The organism is Delftia acidovorans NBRC 14950, from assembly GCF_001598795.1.
In the GTDB taxonomy this organism is placed as follows: Bacteria; Pseudomonadota; Gammaproteobacteria; order Burkholderiales; family Burkholderiaceae_C; genus Comamonas; species Comamonas acidovorans.
The window spans coordinates 224,375-241,341 of the sequence record NZ_BCZP01000007.1 but is presented as its reverse complement, the minus strand read 5'-3'; the positions used below and the strand labels follow the sequence as shown (position 1 = coordinate 241,341).

The window sequence follows — 16,967 nt, the reverse complement described above, 5'->3', positions numbered from 1 at the left end:
ATGGCGTTGTCTCCACAGGAAGCATTGCTTCTCAAGATCATTGGCGCGGTGCTGGTCGCCGTTCTGGTTCTGTACAGGCTCACCGCGCCCCCGAAGGGCCGGCGCGAAAAGCTCACCACCACCGAGCCGCGCGCCGTGCGCTGGATTCTCACGGGCATTGCGCTGATCTTCATCGGCCTGTTCCTCGTGCTGCCACTGGCGGCCGTGTTCACCGAGGCGCTGCGCAAGGGCTGGGACGCCTATGTCGCCGGCCTGCAGGAGCCCGATGCCTGGTCGGCCATCAAGCTGACCCTGATCACGGCGCTGATCGCCGTGCCGGTGAACCTGGTGTTCGGCGTGGCGGCGGCCTGGTGCATCGCCAAGTTCGAGTTCCGGGGCAAGGCCTTTCTGATCACCCTGATCGACCTGCCGTTCTCGATCTCGCCTGTGGTGGCGGGCCTGATGTACGTGCTGGTGTTCGGTGCCCATGGCTGGTTCGGCCCCTGGCTGGCCGAGCATGACATCAAGATCATCTTCGCCGTGCCCGGCATCGTGCTGGCCACCATCTTCGTGACCTTCCCCTTCATCGCCCGCGAGCTGATCCCGCTGATGCAGGCGCAGGGCAGCGACGAGGAGCAGGCCGCCATCGTGCTGGGTGCCACGGGCTGGCAGACCTTCTGGAAGGTCACCGTGCCCAACATCAAGTGGGGCCTGCTGTACGGCGTGATCCTGTGCAATGCGCGTGCCATGGGCGAGTTCGGCGCGGTGTCGGTGGTCTCGGGCCACATCCGCGGCCAGACCAACACCATTCCGCTGCATGTGGAGATCCTCTACAACGAGTACCAGTCCGTTGCCGCCTTCGCTGCCGCCTCGCTGCTGGCCCTGCTGGCGCTGGTGACCCTGGTCATCAAGTCGGTGGCCGAGTGGCGTGCCGAGCAGCAGGCCAAGGCCGCTGCCGACCTGCCTCCCGAGCGCCCCACGGCGTCTTCCCAGGCATCCCAGGCATCCCAGGCATCCCAGGCATCCCAGGCATCCCAGGTGCCGCAGGTGTCCTGAACCTCGGCCCCGACCAGACAAAAGCAAGAGCAAGACCATGAGCATTGAAATACGCAACGTCAGCAAGCAGTTCGGCGATTTCCAGGCCCTGCGCGATGTGAGCCTGGACATCCAGTCCGGCGAACTCATCGCACTGCTCGGCCCCTCGGGCTGCGGCAAGACCACGCTGCTGCGCATCATCGCGGGCCTGGAGACGCCCGACGTGGGCAGCATCCACTTCAGCGGCGAAGACACCACCGATGTCCATGTGCGCGAGCGCAACGTGGGCTTCGTGTTCCAGCACTACGCGCTGTTCCGCCACATGACCGTGTTCGAGAACGTGGCCTTCGGCCTGCGCGTGAAGCCGCGCAGCCAGCGCCCCAGCGAGGCCCAGATCCGCGAGAAGGTGATGAGCCTGCTCAAGCTGGTGCAGCTGGACTGGATTGCCGAACGCTTTCCGTCCCAGCTGTCGGGCGGCCAGCGCCAGCGCATTGCCCTGGCCCGCGCCCTGGCGGTGGAGCCCAAGGTGCTGCTGCTCGACGAGCCCTTCGGCGCGCTGGATGCCAAGGTGCGCAAGGAGCTGCGCCGCTGGCTGCGCCGTCTGCATGACGAGCTGCATGTGACCTCCATCTTCGTGACCCATGACCAGGAGGAGGCACTGGAAGTGGCCGACCGCGTGGTCGTCATCAACCAGGGCCGCATCGAGCAGGAGGGCACGCCCCAGCAGGTCTGGGACAACCCGGCCACGCCCTTCGTCTACGGCTTCCTGGGCGATGTCAACCTGTTCAAGGGCCGCGCCAGCGATGGCCGTGTCTACCTGGACGACGGCACCCAGCTGGACAGCCACGACGCCAAGGGCGCCAGCGACAGCAAGGCCTTCGCCTATGTGCGCCCGCACGATCTGGAGGTGGAGCGCTACTCGCCCGGCCAGAACCTGGACGTCCAGGGACGGCCCACGGGCATCGTCGTGCAGCTGGCCCGCGCCATCGTCGTGGGGCCCATTGCGCGCCTGGAACTTATTCCATCGGAGAGCACCGAAAGCACGGACAATGCCGAAGAGGGTGGCCTGATCGAGGCGCAGATTCCTGCGCAGCAGTTCAGGGACATGGCCCTGCGCGAGGGGGAAACCCTGGTGGTGACACCGCGCCGTGCCAAGGTGTTTCTGGACGAGGCGGCTGGCATCTGACGGCGCGGCAACGGCTTCCTGCACCCGCTGAACAGGGCTGCAGCGCCGGGCCGGCGCCGCAGCCCTGATTTCATTCAACCGGGTGACGAAAGACAAGAATGCTTCAATGGTTTGACAACGCTCCGCGCCGCATCCTGGCGCTCATCAGCCTGGCCTGCGTGGCCATGCTGGCCTTCGGCATGTATCTGCAGCATGTGGTCGGGCTGGAGCCCTGCCCGATGTGCATCGTGCAGCGCTATGCATTGATCGGCGTGGCCCTCTTCACGGGCCTGGGCAGTGTGCGCGGCGGTCGCGGCTGGCTGATCAGCTGGGGCGTGCTGGCGCTGGTGGCTGCAGGCTTTGGCGCCTTCGTCGCCGCGCGCCAGAGCTGGCTGCAGTGGTATCCGCCCGAGTTCGCCACCTGCGGGCGCGACTTCTACGGAATGATCGAGAACTACTCCATCAGCCGTGCCGTGCCCATGATCTTCCGTGGCTCGGGCGACTGCGCCGCCGTGGACTGGAGCTTCCTGGGCGGCTCCATCGCCAACTGGTCCTTCATCTGCTTCGCCATCATGAGCGTGGCCGTCTTGGTGCTGCTGGTGCGCGGCGCTGCCCGCAGGCGCTGAGCCCTAGGCTGAGGCTTGCGCCAGTCGCCGCTGCAGCGACTGCGCCAGGGTGCTCAGAATCAGCCAGCAGGACGTGGCGCCCGCGTCCAGCACGCCAATGGAGCGCGGCCCCAGCCGGGCCGAGCGCCCGATGCGGGCCTGCAGGTGGCGCGTGGATTCCTTGCCCGCTTCGGCCGCGGCCTCCATGGCCTGCAGCGCCTCGCGGAAGCCGGCGCCCGCCTGCAGCGATTGCCGGTAGGCCTGCAGGGCCGGGGCCAGCGTGTCGATGAGGGTCTTGTCGCCCACCTGGGCCTTGCCCATCTCCTGCACATCGGCGACGGCCCGCGCCAGCGCCTGGCCGAACAGGGTGGCATCCATCTCCTGCTCCGGCCCAAGAACATCGGCGAAGCCTTGGAAGAAGCTGCCGTACAGCGGGCCCATGGAGCCGCCGATATCGTCCATCAAGGCCTGGGACAGCTGCTGCAGCGCCGCAGGCAGCTGCGCCGCCTGGCTGGCGTCCATGGCATCGAGCCGTGCGCCGCAGCCGGAAAAGCCCTTGGCCATGTTGATGCCGTGATCGCCATCGCCGATCAGGCCGTCGATCTCGCTCAGGAACTCCCGGTGGCTGACGATGGCCGTGATCAGTTCACGCACGATGCTGCCCGCGCCATCGAGCACGATGGCCGGCCCTTGGCTGGTGCGCCTTGCGGCTTGGGGGCGGGCGGTTTGTGCTTGTTCCTGGGCCTGTGCCGGCGTCCTTGCCGGAACAGAGGGCGACGTTGGAGTGGCGTCCTGCGGCTGGGGCGGCAGCCCGCCGGCCAGGGTCAGGGCGACTGACTGGCAGGGCGCCTTGAGGCAGGCTTCCAGCGCATCATCCAACTGCATCAGCGTGAGCGTGATGCCCATCATCTCCAGCGACGTGAAGAGATTGCCCACCAGCCGGAAGGCCGCCTGAATGCCGCGTTCTTGCAGGCGCCGGGCCACCTCGCCATAGAGGATGTACTGCTCCATCAGTGGCGTGGCGCCCAGGCCGGACAGCAGCACGGCCACGCGGTCGCCCGGGGCGAAGGGCAGGTCGGGCAGCAGGGTGTCCAGCATGCGCTCGGTCATATCGGCCGCCGTGGCCGTGCGGTGCACGGACATGCCGGGCTCGCCATGGTGGCCTATGCCCACCTCCATGCTGCCGCGCTCGATATGGAAGTTGGCCTTGCCCACGGCGGGAATGGTGCATGCCGACAGGCCGATGCCGATGCTGCGCGTGCGGGCCATGGCGTGCCGTGCGAGGGCGATCACTTCGTCGAGGCTGGCGCCCATGGCCGCCCGGGCGCCCGCCACCTTCCACATCAGGATCTCGCCGGCCACACCGCGGCGGCTGGCCTCGTCGCCCCGCGCGGCTGAAGGCACGTCGTCGTTGGCCACCACGGTCCTGACCGCCATGCCTTCGGCCGCGGCCATCTGCACGGCCATGGCCACGTTCATGTTGTCGCCCGCGTAGTTGCCATACAGGCAGGCCACGCCGGCGCCGCCATCGGCCGCGCGCATGGCGTCGTAGAAGCTTCTGGCCGTGGGGGACGAGAAGACCTCGCCCACGGCGGCGGCGTCGCACAGGCCTGCGCCCACATAGCCCAGAAAGGCTGGTTCGTGGCCCGACCCGCCGCCCGTCACGATGCCCACCTTGCCCCTGCGTGGCGCGCCATGCAGGCGCACGACGCGGGCATTGCCGGCGTCGATGCGCAGGGTGTCGCCATGGGCGGCGATCCATCCCTGGAGCATGTCCTCCACCACCCGGTCGGGGTCGTTGATCACGCGGTTGGTCGTCATGCCTTTGTCTCCTCCAGGTGCGGTCTCGGCGGGTGTGCCGAAGACTGTTCATATGATCATTGCGTGGTCATTTTTGATTTGTTGAAATTGGCGTGTCAATGCCTTTTGGCTATTCAATAGCCAAGGGAAAACGATAGGATTTGATGATTTATTTAGAAAATTCAACAGGTTACGTCTTCATATTGCTGATGCGCATAGCTTTCGTTGTTTGACAAATGATCTCCGATTGAGAAGACTCTCAAAAAACATTGATCAAATGATCATGTGATGGTCTTTTGTAATGAAGGGGATGCCATGAAGCTGGCCATCGGCTGCGACGAAGCCGCCTGCGACCTCAAGAACGCCGTGAAGCAGCATCTGCTGGCCCAGGGCCACGAAGTGGCCGACTTCGGCACGCACGACGGCGAGCCGGTGCTCTACCCCGACATCGGCATCGCGGTGGCGCAGGCCATCGTCCAGGGCCGCCATGAGCGCGGCGTTCTGCTGTGCGGCACGGGCATAGGCATGGCCATTGCCGCCAACAAGGTGGCGGGCATCCGCGCCGCGCAGGCCCATGACACCTATTCGGCCGAGCGCGCCAGCCGCAGCAACGACGCGCAGATCATCACGCTGGGCTCGCGCGTGATCGGGGTGGAGCTGGCCAAGGCCATCGTGGACCGCTTCCTTGCATCGCGCTTCGATGGCGGCAGCTCGGCCCTGAAGGTGGATGCCATCACCGGCTTCGAACGCTCGCAGGCCGCCGCGGCCGGGCGCGGGCAGGGCGCGTGACCATGGGCACCGGCACCCGCACCGGCACCGCACTGCTGCAGGCTCGCGGGGTGGCCAAGAGCTTCGGCGGCGTGCCTGCGCTGCGCAACGGCTGCCTTGAGCTGCAGGCGGGCAGCGTGCACGCGCTGTGCGGCGGCAATGGCGCAGGCAAATCCACCTTCCTGAACATCGTGATGGGCCTGTTGCGGCGCGATGCCGGCGAGATTCTGCTCAAGGGCCGGCCGGTGGATTTCGCCACGCCGCACGAGGCGCTGGCGCACCGCCTGTCCATCATCACGCAGGAGCTGTCGCCCATCCCGGGCATGAGCGTGGCCGAGAACATCTTCCTGGGCCGCGAGCCCCGGCGCGCTGGCGTGGTGGTCCGCCATGCCGCGCTGCTGGAGCAGGCGGATGCGCTGCTCAGGCAGTTGGGCTTCGATATCGATCCGCGTGCGCAGATGGGCCGCCTGAGCCTGGCGCAGACCCAACTGGTGGAGATTGCCAAGGCCCTGAGCCGGCAAAGCGAGCTGATCATCATGGACGAGCCCACCTCGGCCATTGGCGAAAGCGAGACCGCCATCCTCTTCGACGCGATACGCCGCGTGACCGCGCAGGGCGCCGGCATCCTCTACGTGTCGCACCGCCTGACGGAGATCTTCACCATTGCCGACAGCTACACGGTGTTCCGCGATGGCGGCTTCGTGCAGACCGGCGCGCTGGCCGATATCGACCGGCGGCAGCTGGTGAAGCTCATCGTGGGCAGGGAAGTCCGCGCTGCCGCCAACGAGCGCAGGGCTGCGGCGCCGGGCGAGCCGCTGCTGTCGGTGCAGGGGCTCACGCGCCGGGGCGAGTTCGAGGACATCAGCCTGGACGTTGCCCCCGGCGAGGTGCTGGGCATCTACGGACTGATGGGATCGGGCCGCAGCGAATTCCTCAACTGCCTGTACGGCCTCACGCGCGCCGATCAGGGGCAGGCGAGCATGGGCGGGCTGCCCCTGCCGCGCGGCAATCCGGCGGCGTCGATCAAGGCGGGCCTGGCCCTGGTGACCGAGGACCGCAAGGCCACGGGGCTGGTGATGAGCTCCTCGGTGCGCTTCAACACCAGCTTGCCCGCACTGCCGGGCCTGCAGCGCGCCGGGGTGGTGGATGGCGCGGCAGAGCGCGTGCTGGTGGGCGGCCTGCTGCAGCGCCTGCGCGTGAAGCTGGCCAGCCCGGCCATGCCGGTCTCGGGCCTGAGCGGCGGCAACCAGCAGAAGGTGGTGCTGGCCCGCTGCATGGCTACCAACCCCGTCTGCCTGCTGTGCGACGAGCCCACGCGGGGCATCGACGAAGGCGCCAAGCGCGAGGTGTACGCCTTCCTGGCCTCGCTGGCCGAGCAGGGCCATGCCGTTGTCGTGGTGTCCTCCGAGGCGCCGGAACTGCTGGAGCTGAGCGACCGCATTGCCATCTTCCGCAAAGGCCGGCTTGACCGCGTGGTGGCCGGCCACGGCATCACGCAGGAGGCGCTGATGCACCTCGCTTCCTGAGCCCGGGCGATGCCCATGCAGCGTTTTCCCCCTTGCCTTTCACAACACACAGGAGACATGACCATGCCGTTTTTTCGTTTCACCACCGTGCTTGCCGCCGCGCTTGCCGGTGGGCTGTTCCTGGCCGCAGCGCAGGTCCGGGCCCAGGCTCCGGCCCCGCTGACGGCACCAGCACCAGTACCAGCACCGGCCAAGCCCTACCGCATAGGCGCGGCCGTCTATGGGCTCAAGGGCGAGTTCATGCAGATGTGGACCAAGGAGCTGAAGGCGCATCCGGCCGTGAAGGACGGCACGGTGCAGATCACCGTGTTCGACGGCAACTACGACGCGCTGACGCAGAGCAACCAGTTCGACACCATGATCACGCAGAAGTACGACGGCATCCTCTTCGTGCCCATTGACCTGAAGGCGGGTGCGGCGCCCGTGCAGAAGGCGGTGAAGGCCGGCATTCCCGTGGTGGGCTCCAACACGCGCGTGCAGGGCGATGTGCTGACCTCCTACGTGGGCAATGACGATGTGGTGGCCGGCCGCATGCAGGCCGAGGCATTGATGAAGGCCATCAGCGGCAAGGGCAATATCGTCGTCATCGAGGGGCCCATAGGCCAGTCGGCACAGATCGAGCGGGCGCGCGGCAATGACGAGGTGCTGGCCCGCCACAAGGACGTGAAGGTGCTGGCGCGCAAGACCGCCAACTGGTCGCGCGCCGAGTCCATGGGACTGATGGAGAACTGGCTGACCGCATTCCCGGGCCAGATACAGGGCGTGATCGCCCAGAACGACGACGAGGCCCTGGGCGCGGTGCAGGCCATCAAGACCAAGGGCATCGACATCAAGACCATCCCGGTGGTGGGCGTGGACGGCGTGGCCGCCGCCATCACGGCCGTCAAGCGCGGCGAGATGACCACCAATTTCCAGGATGCCCAGGCCCAGGCGCAGGGCGCGCTGGATGTGCTGCTGCGCCACCTTGTCGGCCCGTCCTACCAGCCGCGCTCGGTGGTATGGAGCGAGTATGCCCAGGCCATGCCCTGGGGCGATGGCACGGCCAAATCCTACGAGGTGCCCTGGACCGCCATCGTGCCCGCCAATGCCGACGCCTTCTTGCAGAAGGTGCGCAAATGAGCGCCGCCAGCCTGGAGCGGGACTTCGACGGCCGCACGGCCCTGGTCACCGGCGGCGCGGGCGGCATCGGCCTGGCGATTGCCCGGCAGCTCGCCGAAGGCGGTGCGCGTGTCGTCCTGGTGGACCTGGAGCGGCAGGCACTGGACGTGGCCGCTGCCAGCCTGGCGGAGCCCCGGCACCACCTGGCGCTGGAGGTGGATGTGACCAGGCCTGCGGGCGTGGAGCAGGCGGTGGCCACGGTGCTGGAGGCCACGGGCCGCATCGACATCCTGGTCAACAGCGCCGGCGTGGCGCTGCTGGAGCCGGCCGGCGAAGTCAGCGAGGCGGCCTGGGAGCGCACGCTGGCCGTCAACCTCACGGCGCCGCTGCTGCTGGCCCAGGCGGTGGCCCCGGCCATGCGCCGCCAGCGCCACGGACGCATCATCAACCTGGCCTCGCAGGCCAGCGTGGTCGCGCTCAGGCGCCATGCCGCCTATTGCGCCAGCAAGGCGGGCCTGGTGGGGCTGACGCGCGTGCTGGCGCTGGAGTGGGCGACGGACGGCATCACCGTCAACGCCATCTCGCCGACCGTGGTGGATACGCCGCTGGGCCGCAAGGCCTGGGCCGGGCAGGTGGGGGAGGCCATGCGCGCACTCATTCCCACGGGCCGCTTTGCGCAGCCCGAGGAGGTGGCGCGGCTGGCCGTGTTCCTGGCCGGTACGCACGCCGGCATGCTGACGGGCGAGAACATCGTCATCGACGGGGGCTACTCCATCCAGTGAGCGGCCTGCCGGCCCCACGCCTTTCTTCCATCAACGCGGGAGTCCTCCATGACGAATCTTCAAGCCGCATCTTCGCCGCCGCTCTTGGGGCGGCGCGCGCTGGACCTGCGCAGCCTGCGCGAGCGCTACGGCGTGGTCATCGCGCTGATTGCGCTGTGCGCCGCGCTGGCGCTGGCCAACCCCCATTTCATGACCTGGGGCAACTGGGCCGACATCCTGCGCCAGACCTCCATCAACGGCATCCTGGCCATCGGCATGACGTGCGTGGTGCTGACGGCGGGCATCGACCTGTCGGTGGGCGCCATCCTGGCGCTGGCCGGCATGGTGGGCGCCTGGCTGGCGGCCGATGGCCAGGGGCTGGCGGTGAGCGTGGGCGCCGGGCTGGGCGTGGGCATGCTGCTGGGCGGCGTCAACGGCCTGCTGGTGGCCTGGTTCGCGGTGCCGCCCTTCGTAGCCACGCTGGGCATGCTCAGTGCGGCGCGCGGCCTGACCTACATCTACAACGACGGCATGCCGGTGTCCGAGCTGCCCGACGGCTTTCTTGCCATCGGCGCCGGCCAGCTGGGCCCCGTGCCCATGCCCATCGTGATCTTTGCCGTTGCCGTCGCGGTGTTTGCCTTCGTGCTGCGCTACACCGTGTATGGCCGCTATATCTACGCCGTGGGCGGCAACCTGCGCAGCGCCAAGACCAGCGGCATCAACACCCGCGCCATCGTGCTGCTGGTCTATGTGGTCAGCGGCCTGCTCGCGGGGCTGGCCGGCATTTTGCTGGCGTCGCGCACTACGGCGGCGCTGCCGCAGGCCGGCGTGTCCTACGAGCTGGACGCCATTGCGGCCGTGGTGATCGGCGGCACCAGCCTGTCGGGCGGCACGGGCAGCCTGGGCGGCACGGTCGTCGGCGCCCTGCTCATCGGCGTGATCAACAACGGGCTGAACCTGCTGGGCGTGTCCTCGTACTACCAGCAGTTGATCAAGGGCGTGATCATCGTCGGCGCCGTGCTGCTCGACAGTTCGCGCCGCAGGGCATGAAGCGCTGCGCCCACGTCCTGTCCACAACCTGCAACCCGGGAGAGTTCCATGCAAAACACCCTGCCTGACGCCGCCGATACGAACATGCTGGCCGTGGTCTGCCACGGGCCCAGGGATTACCGGCTCGAGCGCGTCGCGCGTCCGCAGGCCGGGCCGCGCGAGCTGGTCATCCGCGTGGCTTCCTGCGGCATTTGCGCGGGCGACTGCAAATGCTGGGCTGGCGCGCCGCGCTTCTGGGGAGACCCGGAAAAAGGCCGCCCAGCCTATGTGCGCCCGCCGGTGATCGCGGGCCACGAGTTCTGGGGCCATGTGGTGGAGGTGGGCGAGGGTGCCCAGGAGCACCACGGCGTGCAGCTGGGTGACCGGGTGATCGCCGAGCAGATCGTGCCCTGCCATGCCTGCCGCTATTGCAGGACCGGCTTTCGCTGGATGTGCGAGGTGCACGATGTCTACGGCTTCCAGGGCCAGGTGGCCGATGGCGGCATGGCCGAGTACATGCGCCTGTCCGCCCGCGCCGTGGTGCACCGGATTCCCGAGAGCGTGGACTTCGAGGATGCGGCCATCACCGAGCCGCTGTCCTGCGCCATCCATGCCGTCAACCGCGGCGACATCCAGCTCGATGATGTGGTGGTCATCGCCGGCGCGGGCACGCTGGGCCTGCTCATGGCCCAGGTGGCGCGCCTGAAGACGCCGCGCCGGCTGGTGGTCATGGACCTGTCGGATCAGCGCCTGGCGCTGGCGCGCCGCTGCGGCGCCGACGTGACCATCAACCCCGCGCGCGAGGACGCCCGCGCCATCGTGCACGCACTGACCGACGGCTATGGCTGCGATGTGTACATAGAGACCACGGGCGCGCCCTCGGGCGTGACGCAGGGGCTGGACCTGGTGCGCAAGCTCGGCCGCTTCGTGGAGTTCAGTGTCTTCGGGCGCGAGACCACGGTGGACTGGTCCATCATCGGCGAGGAAAAGGAGCTGGACCTGCGCGGCGCCCACCTGAGCGCCCATTGCTACCCCATTGCCATCGACCTGCTGGCGCGCGGGCTGGTCACCTCCGAGGGCATCGTCACCCACCGCTATGCGCTGTCGGACTGGGAGAGCGCCATCCGGGTGGCCGATTCCATGGACTCGGTCAAGGTCCTGCTGCTGCCCCACGCTGGCGAGGCCCGGTGAGCGGCGCTACACTGCGCGCCTTTCCCGGCACCCTTGGAGGCACCCTTGACTGAAAGCGACCTGACGCGACTGGCGACCCTGTACTACGTCGATGGATGCACGCAGGACCAACTGTCCAAGGAGTTCGGCATCTCGCGCGCCACCGTCGGGCGGCTGCTGCGCCGCGCGCAGGAAGAGGGCATTGTCGAGATCCGCGTGCGGCCGCATTCGCTGGTGTCCGCCGACCTGGAGCGGCAGCTGACCGAGCGCTTTCACATCAAGCGCGCGCTGATCGCGGTGGACCACAAGGATGCCGACCGGCAGCGCGAACTGCTGGCAGGGCTGGTGGCCAGCGAGCTGGAGCGCATCCTGGTCGATGGCTCCATCGTGGCCGTGGGCATGGGGCGCAACGTGTCCTCGGTCTCCGAGCACGCCCTGTCCGCCACACGGCGGGAGTGCCACTTCGTCAGCGCCATCGGCGGCTCCTACCGTGGCGGGGAGGCGATGAACGCCGACCACATCGCGCGCCGCCTGGCCGCGCGCTTTGGCGGCAAGTCCGAATCGCTCTATGCGCCGGCCCTGGTGGGCGATCCGCAACTGCGCAAGGCGCTGCTGGACAACGACACCGTCAGGCACACCCTGGACAAGGCGCGCCGCGCCGACATCGCCCTCATCGGCGTGGGCGATGTCAGCGTGGACAGCAACATGGCCCGCATGGGCTGGTTTTCCGCGCAGGAGATCTCGGACGCCCGCCGCGCGGGCACGGTGGGCGACATGATGGGCTACGACTTCATCGACATCCACGGCCAGCCGGCCGCCACCCCCATGCAGGACCGCGTCATCGGCCTGAGCCGCGAGGACCTGCTGCGCATACCCAACGTCATCGCGGTGGCGGCCGAATCCAGCAAGGTCACGGCCATCCTGGGCGCCCTGCGCACCGGCGCCATCGACACCCTGGCCACCACCACCGCCAACGCGGCGGCCGTGCTGCAGCTGGACGATGTCATGGGGACGACGCGCTGACGCAGTGGGGGAGGCGAGGCTCTTGGGCGGCGCGCCTAGTTCGACGCGCGGCGGTAGAAGGCCAGCGAGCCTGCCAGCGCCAGCAGCATGCCGCCGCACAGGCGGTCCAGCCACATCACGGCCCGCCCGCGCAGCAGCCGCGCGGCGCGTGATCCGGCGAAGGCATAGGCCAGCATCACCAGGAAATCGATGAGCGCGAACACCAGCGCAATGGCGATGTACTGCGGCGCCTGGGCGGCCGCCGGGTCGATGAACTGCGGCAGCAGGGCCGAGCAGAACAGGTAGCCCTTAGGATTGGTCACGGCGACCAGGAACGACTTGAGCAGCACGGTGCGGGCGCTGTAGCCGTCGGCGCCGGCCTCTGCCTTGCCGTCGCCCTGGGGTGCCGACAGCGATCCGCCCTGGCTGCGCAGCATGCGCAGGCCCAGCCAGGCCAGGTAGGCCGCTCCCGCCCACTTGACCACCGAGAACCAGAACTCCGAGGCCGCCAGCAGCGCGCCCAGGCCCAGCGCGACAGCGCCGACCAGCACGAAGTCCGACAGCACGGCGCCCAGCATGCCCGGCAGGGCGCGGCGCACGCCGTGGCGCGAGCCATTGGCCAGGGCCAGCAGCACGGTGGGACCGGGGGTGATGATCGCGATCAGCGCGACCAGGGAGAAGACGAGCAGGGTGGCGAGGGTCATGTCGGCGAAGGCTCATGCGGTTGGCAACAGCCTGCCACTGTGCCAGCTTTGCCTGCCTTGCGCAGCCCCTGCCGACCCGGGGCAGGGCACACGGGGCGGGCAGGCGTCAGTCGCTGCCCACGCCACCGGCGGCAAAGACTGGGCCGCGCGTGCCGGGCACCCAGCCCGGGTAGGTTTCCATCACCTCGGCGAACAGGGCCGAATCGATCCAGCGCTGCAGCCAGGCCTGCAGGTGCGGCCAGGGCTGCTCGTTCCATTGCGACTCGTCGATGCGCGCGTACTGGCGCACGAAGGGGCGCAGGGCCATGTCGGCCAGGCTGGGGTTCTGGCCGAACAGGTAGCCGGTGGCCTCCAGCTGGTCGTCCAGCTCGGCCAGCCAGGTCAGGGCATCGGCCTGGGCGTGGTTGACCTCTTCGGCCGTATAGCGTTCGGGGTACTTGCAGCGGTCCAGGGCGTGCTTGAAAAAGCCGTCGTTGCGCTCGATCAGCGCCAGCATGTCCGGCAGCGAACCGCTGGTCGGTGCCAGCCAGCCGTCCGGGTCATTGGCGCGCAGCGCGTGCAGCATGACATCCAGGCTCTGCTCGATCACGCGGCCGTCTTCCAGCACCAGCACGGGCACCGTGCCCTTGGGCGAGGCATCGAGCAGCGCCTGCGGCTTGTTGCGCAGGTTGATTTCGCGCAGCTCGCAGGCCAGGCCGGCATGGGCCAGCGCCAGGCGGGCGCGGATGGCGTAGGGGCAGCGGCGAAACGAGTAGAGAACCGGCAGGGTCTGGGTCATGGAGCGGGGACGGGGCTAGGGGCCAAAAGCGGCAGATGATAGCGCCGGGGCCAAAGTCAGGCGGCCTGCGGGTCTTGCCGCGGGCGTCCGTGGCTATTGCAGCTGCGCCAGCAGCCATTGCCTGAAGGTCTTGAGCGCCGCGCTGGGTGCGCGCGAGCGCAGATGGGTCAGCCAGTAGGCGCCCGTGTCCACCTCCTGCTCGAAGGGGCGCACCAGCCGGCCCTGCTGCAGCAGGTGCTGGAACATGCGCGCCGGCAGCAGGGCCACGCCCGCGCCCTGGGCCGCCGCCTCGGCCAGCGTCAGCGAGGAGTCGAACATGGCCCCGCGCGCCAGCGGCGCGCTCTGGTCCAGCGTGGCAAACCAGCTCTCCCACTCCTGCAGGCGGTACGAGCGCAGCAGCGTCTGCCCGGCCAGGTCGGCCGGCTGGCGCAGGCGCTGGGCCAGGGCGGGGGTGCACATGGGCGTCAGCGGCGCGCGCAGCAGCAGCTCGGCGCGCGTGCCCTGCCAGGCGCCGTCGCCGAAGCGCACGGCCGCATCCAGCCCTTCGCCGGCCAGGTCCACGCGGTTGTTGTGCGTGAGCAGTCGCAGGTCGATGTAGGGGTGCTGCTGCTGGAACTGGCCCAGCCTGGGAATCAGCCAGCCGATGGCGAAGGTGCCGACCACGCCCACGGTAAGGACCTCGCGCGGGCGCGGTTCGGCCACCTGCTGCAGCGAATGCTCTATGCGCGCAAAGCTCTCGGCCACGGCAGGCCACAGCGCATGGCCTTCGTCGGTCAGCGCCAGGCCGCGCGGCAGGCGCCGGAACAGCGGCTTGCCCAGGCGCTCCTCCAGGTTGCGGATGTGCTGGCTGACGGCGGCCTGGGTCACGCACAGCTCGTCGGCCGCCCGCGTCAGGTTGAGATGGCGCGCGGCCGCGTCGAACATGCGCAGGGCGTTGAGGGGCAGTTGCATGGTGAGCCAATAGTTTTTCTAAGGGATGCTGCCAATTATTCACGCTGGTCGCAGATTGGGTGCGGCGCTATCGTTGCGGTTGTCGATCTGCAACTGAAAAGGAAAAACAATGCAAAGACGCGATTTTCTGATGACGGGCGGCGCGGCCGCCTGGATGGCGGCCGGGCTGGCGGGCTGCGCCCTGCCATCAAAAAAACAGGGGGCTGCCGACCAGGCCTTCAGGACCGAGCTGGCGCGCATCGAGAAAAGTGTGGGCGGCCGGCTCGGCGTGGCCGTGCTGGAGGCGGAGTCGGGCGCCAGCGTGGACCACCGCGGCGACGAGCGCTTTGTCATGTGCAGCACCTTCAAGCTGCTGCTGGCCGCCCAGGTGCTGGACCGCGTGCAGCAGGGCGATGAGCGCCTGTCGCGCCGCGTGCACTACGCCAGCTCCCGGCTGGTTCCCTACTCGCCGGCCAGCGGCCCGCGTGCCGGCGATGGCGGCGGCATGACCATCTCCGAGCTGTGCGAGGCCGCCGTGGTGCTCAGCGACAACACCGCCGCCAACCTGCTGCTGGACGCCAGCGGCGGCCCGCAGGCGCTGACGCAGTGGCTGCGCGCCAGCGGCGACGAGACCACGCGCCTGGACCGCATGGAGCCCGAGCTCAACGAAGGCCTGCCCGGTGACGAGCGCGACACCACCACGCCGCTGGCCATGGTGCAAAGCATGCAACGCCTGCTGCTGGGATCGCTGCTGGACGGCCATGGCCGCGCCCTGCTGCAGCAGTGGCTGGTGGCCAGCCGAACGGGCGACAAGCGCCTGCGCGCGGGCATGCCGGCCGGCTGGCGTGTGGGTGGAAAGACGGGCACCGGCGATCGCGGCACGGCCAACGATGCCGTCATCGCCTGGCCCACGCCGCAAAGCGCACCGCTGCTGGTGACCGGCTACCTCACCGAATGCCCGGCCGACGCGCCGCAGCGCGATGCGGCGCTGGCAGCGGCCGGCAAGGCGGCCGCACGCTGGCAGGCAGCAGTGCAAGGCTAAGTTGCGCCACCATGTCGCTTGATTTGGGCGATTTCAGAAAATTGGCGTGGCCTGAAGACGAGAGACACCGAGGAAGGGCCTGGGCCGGCCGCGCCGCCCCCGCACCGAGGGTGTCGCCGGCCGCCCGTATGCCCCCCTCGTGAGGGGGAAGGCGCACAGCGCCTCAGGGGGTTACAACTTCTTGACCAGGACCTGACTTTTGCGGTCCCAGTTGTACTTGGCCTTGCGAGCCTCGGGCAGCCAGTCGGGGTCCACGGGCTGGAAGCCGCGCTTGATGAACCAGTGCATGGTGCGCGTGGTCAGCACGAACAGGCTGTCCAGGCCCTGGGCCTTGGCGCGCTGCTCTATGCGCTTGAGCAGCTTCTCGCCATCGCCCGTGCCCTGGCTCTTGGGCGAGACGGTGACGGCCGCCATCTCGGCGGTCCTGGCGCTGGGATAGGGGTAGAGCGCGGCGCAGCCGAAGATCACGCCATCGTGTTCGATGATGGTGTAGTGGGCGATGTCGCGCTCGATCTCGGTGCGGCTGCGCTTGACCAGGGTGCCGTCCTTCTCGAAGGGCTCGATCAGCTGGATGATGCCGGCCACGTCGTCGGGCGTGGCCTCGCGCAGTTCTTCCAGCTTCTCGTCGATGATCATGGTGCCGATGCCGTCGTGCACATAGATCTCCAGCAGCAGCGCGCCGTCGATGGCGAAGGGCAGGATGTGGCTGCGCTCCACGCCGTGCTCGCAGGCATGCACGCAGTGCTGCAGGTAAAAGCCCGTGTCCGTGGGCTGCTCGGGCGTGGGCAGCTCGGCCAGCATGCGGCGGGCCGTGGCCAGCGGCAGCTCGGTGTCGATGGGGTTGGTCTCGTCGGCCGGGCCCGTGGGGTCCATGCGGATGCCCGGCACCTCGGTCATGAAGATCAGCTTGTCGGCCTTCAGCTCGATGGCCACCCGCGTGGCCACCTCTTCCATGCTCAGGTTGAAGGCCTCGCCGGTGGGCGAGAAGCCGAAGGGCGACATCAGCACCATGGCATCCATGTCCAGGGCGCTGCGGATGCCGCTCACATCGACCTTGCGCACCAGGCCCGAATGCTTGAAATCCACGCCGTCCACGATGCCCACGGGCCGCGCCGTGAGGAAGTTGCCCGAGATCACGCGCACCCGCGCGCCGGCCATGGGCGTATTGGGCAGGCCCTGGCTGAAGGCGGCCTCGATCTCGTAGCGCAGCTGGCCAGCGGCTTCCTGGGCGCAGTCCAGCGCCACGGAGTCGGTGATGCGCACGCCGCGCGAGTACTGGGCCTCGTGGCCCTTGGCGGCAAGCTGCTCGTTGACCTGGGGACGGAAGCCATGGACCAGCACGATCTTCACGCCCATGGCCTGGATCATGGCCAGGTCCTGGACGATGGAGCTGAGCTTGCCCGATGCGATGGCCTCGCCCGTCAGTCCCACCACAAAGGTCTGGTGTCGGAACTTGTGGATATAGGGAGCCACGGACCGGAACCAGGGGACGAAGGTGAAGTTGAAGACGGTGGACATGGTGGTCAGTCGGGGCATCGGGCCGATGCCGGGCAGAAAAAAAAGGCCTGCGGACAG

The 16,967-nt window shown here is 68.6% G+C and carries 16 protein-coding genes; 11 read left to right on the top strand and 5 right to left on the bottom strand.

What is annotated here, in order from left to right:
* The 3 genes from cysW (at position 1) to DA1_RS11495 (ending at position 2,805) form a co-directional block, all read left to right on the top strand.
* Positions 1 to 1,035, top strand: a complete 1,035-nt coding sequence (gene cysW, locus DA1_RS11505) for a sulfate ABC transporter permease subunit CysW (RefSeq protein WP_080736930.1) — start codon at positions 1 to 3, stop codon at positions 1,033 to 1,035.
* Between the two features lie 37 nt (positions 1,036 to 1,072).
* Positions 1,073 to 2,200: a sulfate/molybdate ABC transporter ATP-binding protein gene (locus DA1_RS11500; RefSeq protein WP_013801698.1), complete on the top strand. Its 1,128-nt coding sequence runs from the start codon at positions 1,073 to 1,075 to the stop codon at positions 2,198 to 2,200.
* Between the two features lie 98 nt (positions 2,201 to 2,298).
* The gene (locus DA1_RS11495; RefSeq protein ID WP_012206385.1) at positions 2,299 to 2,805 is read left to right on the top strand and encodes a disulfide bond formation protein B; all 507 of its coding nucleotides are present in this window, start codon (positions 2,299 to 2,301) and stop codon (positions 2,803 to 2,805) included.
* Positions 2,806 to 2,808: 3 nt separating this feature from the next.
* Here the strand turns inward: DA1_RS11495 and dhaL are convergent, their stop codons facing one another.
* Positions 2,809 to 4,605 carry a dihydroxyacetone kinase subunit DhaL gene (gene dhaL, locus DA1_RS11490; RefSeq protein ID WP_034395404.1) on the bottom strand — a complete coding sequence of 599 codons (1,797 nt, stop codon included), beginning with the start codon at positions 4,603 to 4,605 and terminating at the stop codon, positions 2,809 to 2,811.
* A gap of 294 nt (positions 4,606 to 4,899) precedes the next feature.
* Between dhaL and rpiB the strand changes: the two genes are divergently transcribed.
* The 7 genes from rpiB to DA1_RS11455 all read left to right on the top strand — a co-directional run bounded on the left by rpiB (position 4,900) and on the right by DA1_RS11455 (position 11,959).
* Entirely contained in the window at positions 4,900 to 5,373 is a 474-nt protein-coding gene (gene rpiB, locus DA1_RS11485) for a ribose 5-phosphate isomerase B (protein ID WP_012206383.1), read from the top strand.
* A gap of 2 nt (positions 5,374 to 5,375) precedes the next feature.
* The gene (locus DA1_RS11480; RefSeq protein ID WP_034395407.1) at positions 5,376 to 6,878 is read left to right on the top strand and encodes a sugar ABC transporter ATP-binding protein; all 1,503 of its coding nucleotides are present in this window, start codon (positions 5,376 to 5,378) and stop codon (positions 6,876 to 6,878) included.
* Positions 6,879 to 6,941: 63 nt separating this feature from the next.
* Positions 6,942 to 7,997, top strand: coding sequence for a substrate-binding domain-containing protein (locus tag DA1_RS11475; protein WP_034398783.1), 1,056 nt, complete (start codon positions 6,942 to 6,944; stop codon positions 7,995 to 7,997).
* A complete protein-coding gene (locus DA1_RS11470; RefSeq protein ID WP_034395410.1) occupies positions 7,994 to 8,758 on the top strand; it encodes a GolD/DthD family dehydrogenase in 765 nt (254 codons plus the stop codon). The genes DA1_RS11475 and DA1_RS11470 overlap by 4 nt, the downstream gene beginning before the upstream one ends.
* A 48-nt stretch (positions 8,759 to 8,806) precedes the next feature.
* Positions 8,807 to 9,787, top strand: a complete 981-nt coding sequence (locus DA1_RS11465) for an ABC transporter permease (RefSeq protein ID WP_012206379.1) — start codon at positions 8,807 to 8,809, stop codon at positions 9,785 to 9,787.
* A 48-nt stretch (positions 9,788 to 9,835) separates the two neighbouring features.
* A complete protein-coding gene (locus DA1_RS11460; protein WP_034395413.1) occupies positions 9,836 to 10,957 on the top strand; it encodes an alcohol dehydrogenase catalytic domain-containing protein in 1,122 nt (373 codons plus the stop codon).
* A gap of 45 nt (positions 10,958 to 11,002) precedes the next feature.
* Positions 11,003 to 11,959: a sugar-binding transcriptional regulator gene (locus tag DA1_RS11455; protein WP_012206377.1), complete on the top strand. Its 957-nt coding sequence runs from the start codon at positions 11,003 to 11,005 to the stop codon at positions 11,957 to 11,959.
* 35 nt (positions 11,960 to 11,994) lie between these two features.
* Here the strand turns inward: DA1_RS11455 and DA1_RS11450 are convergent, their stop codons facing one another.
* The 3 genes from DA1_RS11450 to DA1_RS11440 all read right to left on the bottom strand — a co-directional run bounded on the left by DA1_RS11450 (position 11,995) and on the right by DA1_RS11440 (position 14,371).
* Positions 11,995 to 12,642, bottom strand: coding sequence for a LysE family translocator (locus DA1_RS11450; protein ID WP_016453272.1), 648 nt, complete (start codon positions 12,640 to 12,642; stop codon positions 11,995 to 11,997).
* 106 nt (positions 12,643 to 12,748) lie between these two features.
* A complete protein-coding gene (locus DA1_RS11445) occupies positions 12,749 to 13,420 on the bottom strand; it encodes a glutathione S-transferase (RefSeq protein WP_013801706.1) in 672 nt (223 codons plus the stop codon).
* 93 nt (positions 13,421 to 13,513) lie between these two features.
* Positions 13,514 to 14,371, bottom strand: coding sequence for a LysR family transcriptional regulator (locus tag DA1_RS11440; RefSeq protein ID WP_012206374.1), 858 nt, complete (start codon positions 14,369 to 14,371; stop codon positions 13,514 to 13,516).
* Positions 14,372 to 14,480: 109 nt separating this feature from the next.
* On the opposite strand from DA1_RS11440, the gene bla reads away from it, so the two are divergent.
* Positions 14,481 to 15,392, top strand: coding sequence for a class A beta-lactamase (gene bla, locus DA1_RS11435; protein ID WP_034395417.1), 912 nt, complete (start codon positions 14,481 to 14,483; stop codon positions 15,390 to 15,392).
* 171 nt (positions 15,393 to 15,563) lie between these two features.
* Here the strand turns inward: bla and argA are convergent, their stop codons facing one another.
* The gene (gene argA / locus DA1_RS11430) at positions 15,564 to 16,910 is read right to left on the bottom strand and encodes an amino-acid N-acetyltransferase (RefSeq protein ID WP_012206372.1); all 1,347 of its coding nucleotides are present in this window, start codon (positions 16,908 to 16,910) and stop codon (positions 15,564 to 15,566) included.
* Between the last annotated feature and the right edge of the window lie 57 nt (positions 16,911 to 16,967).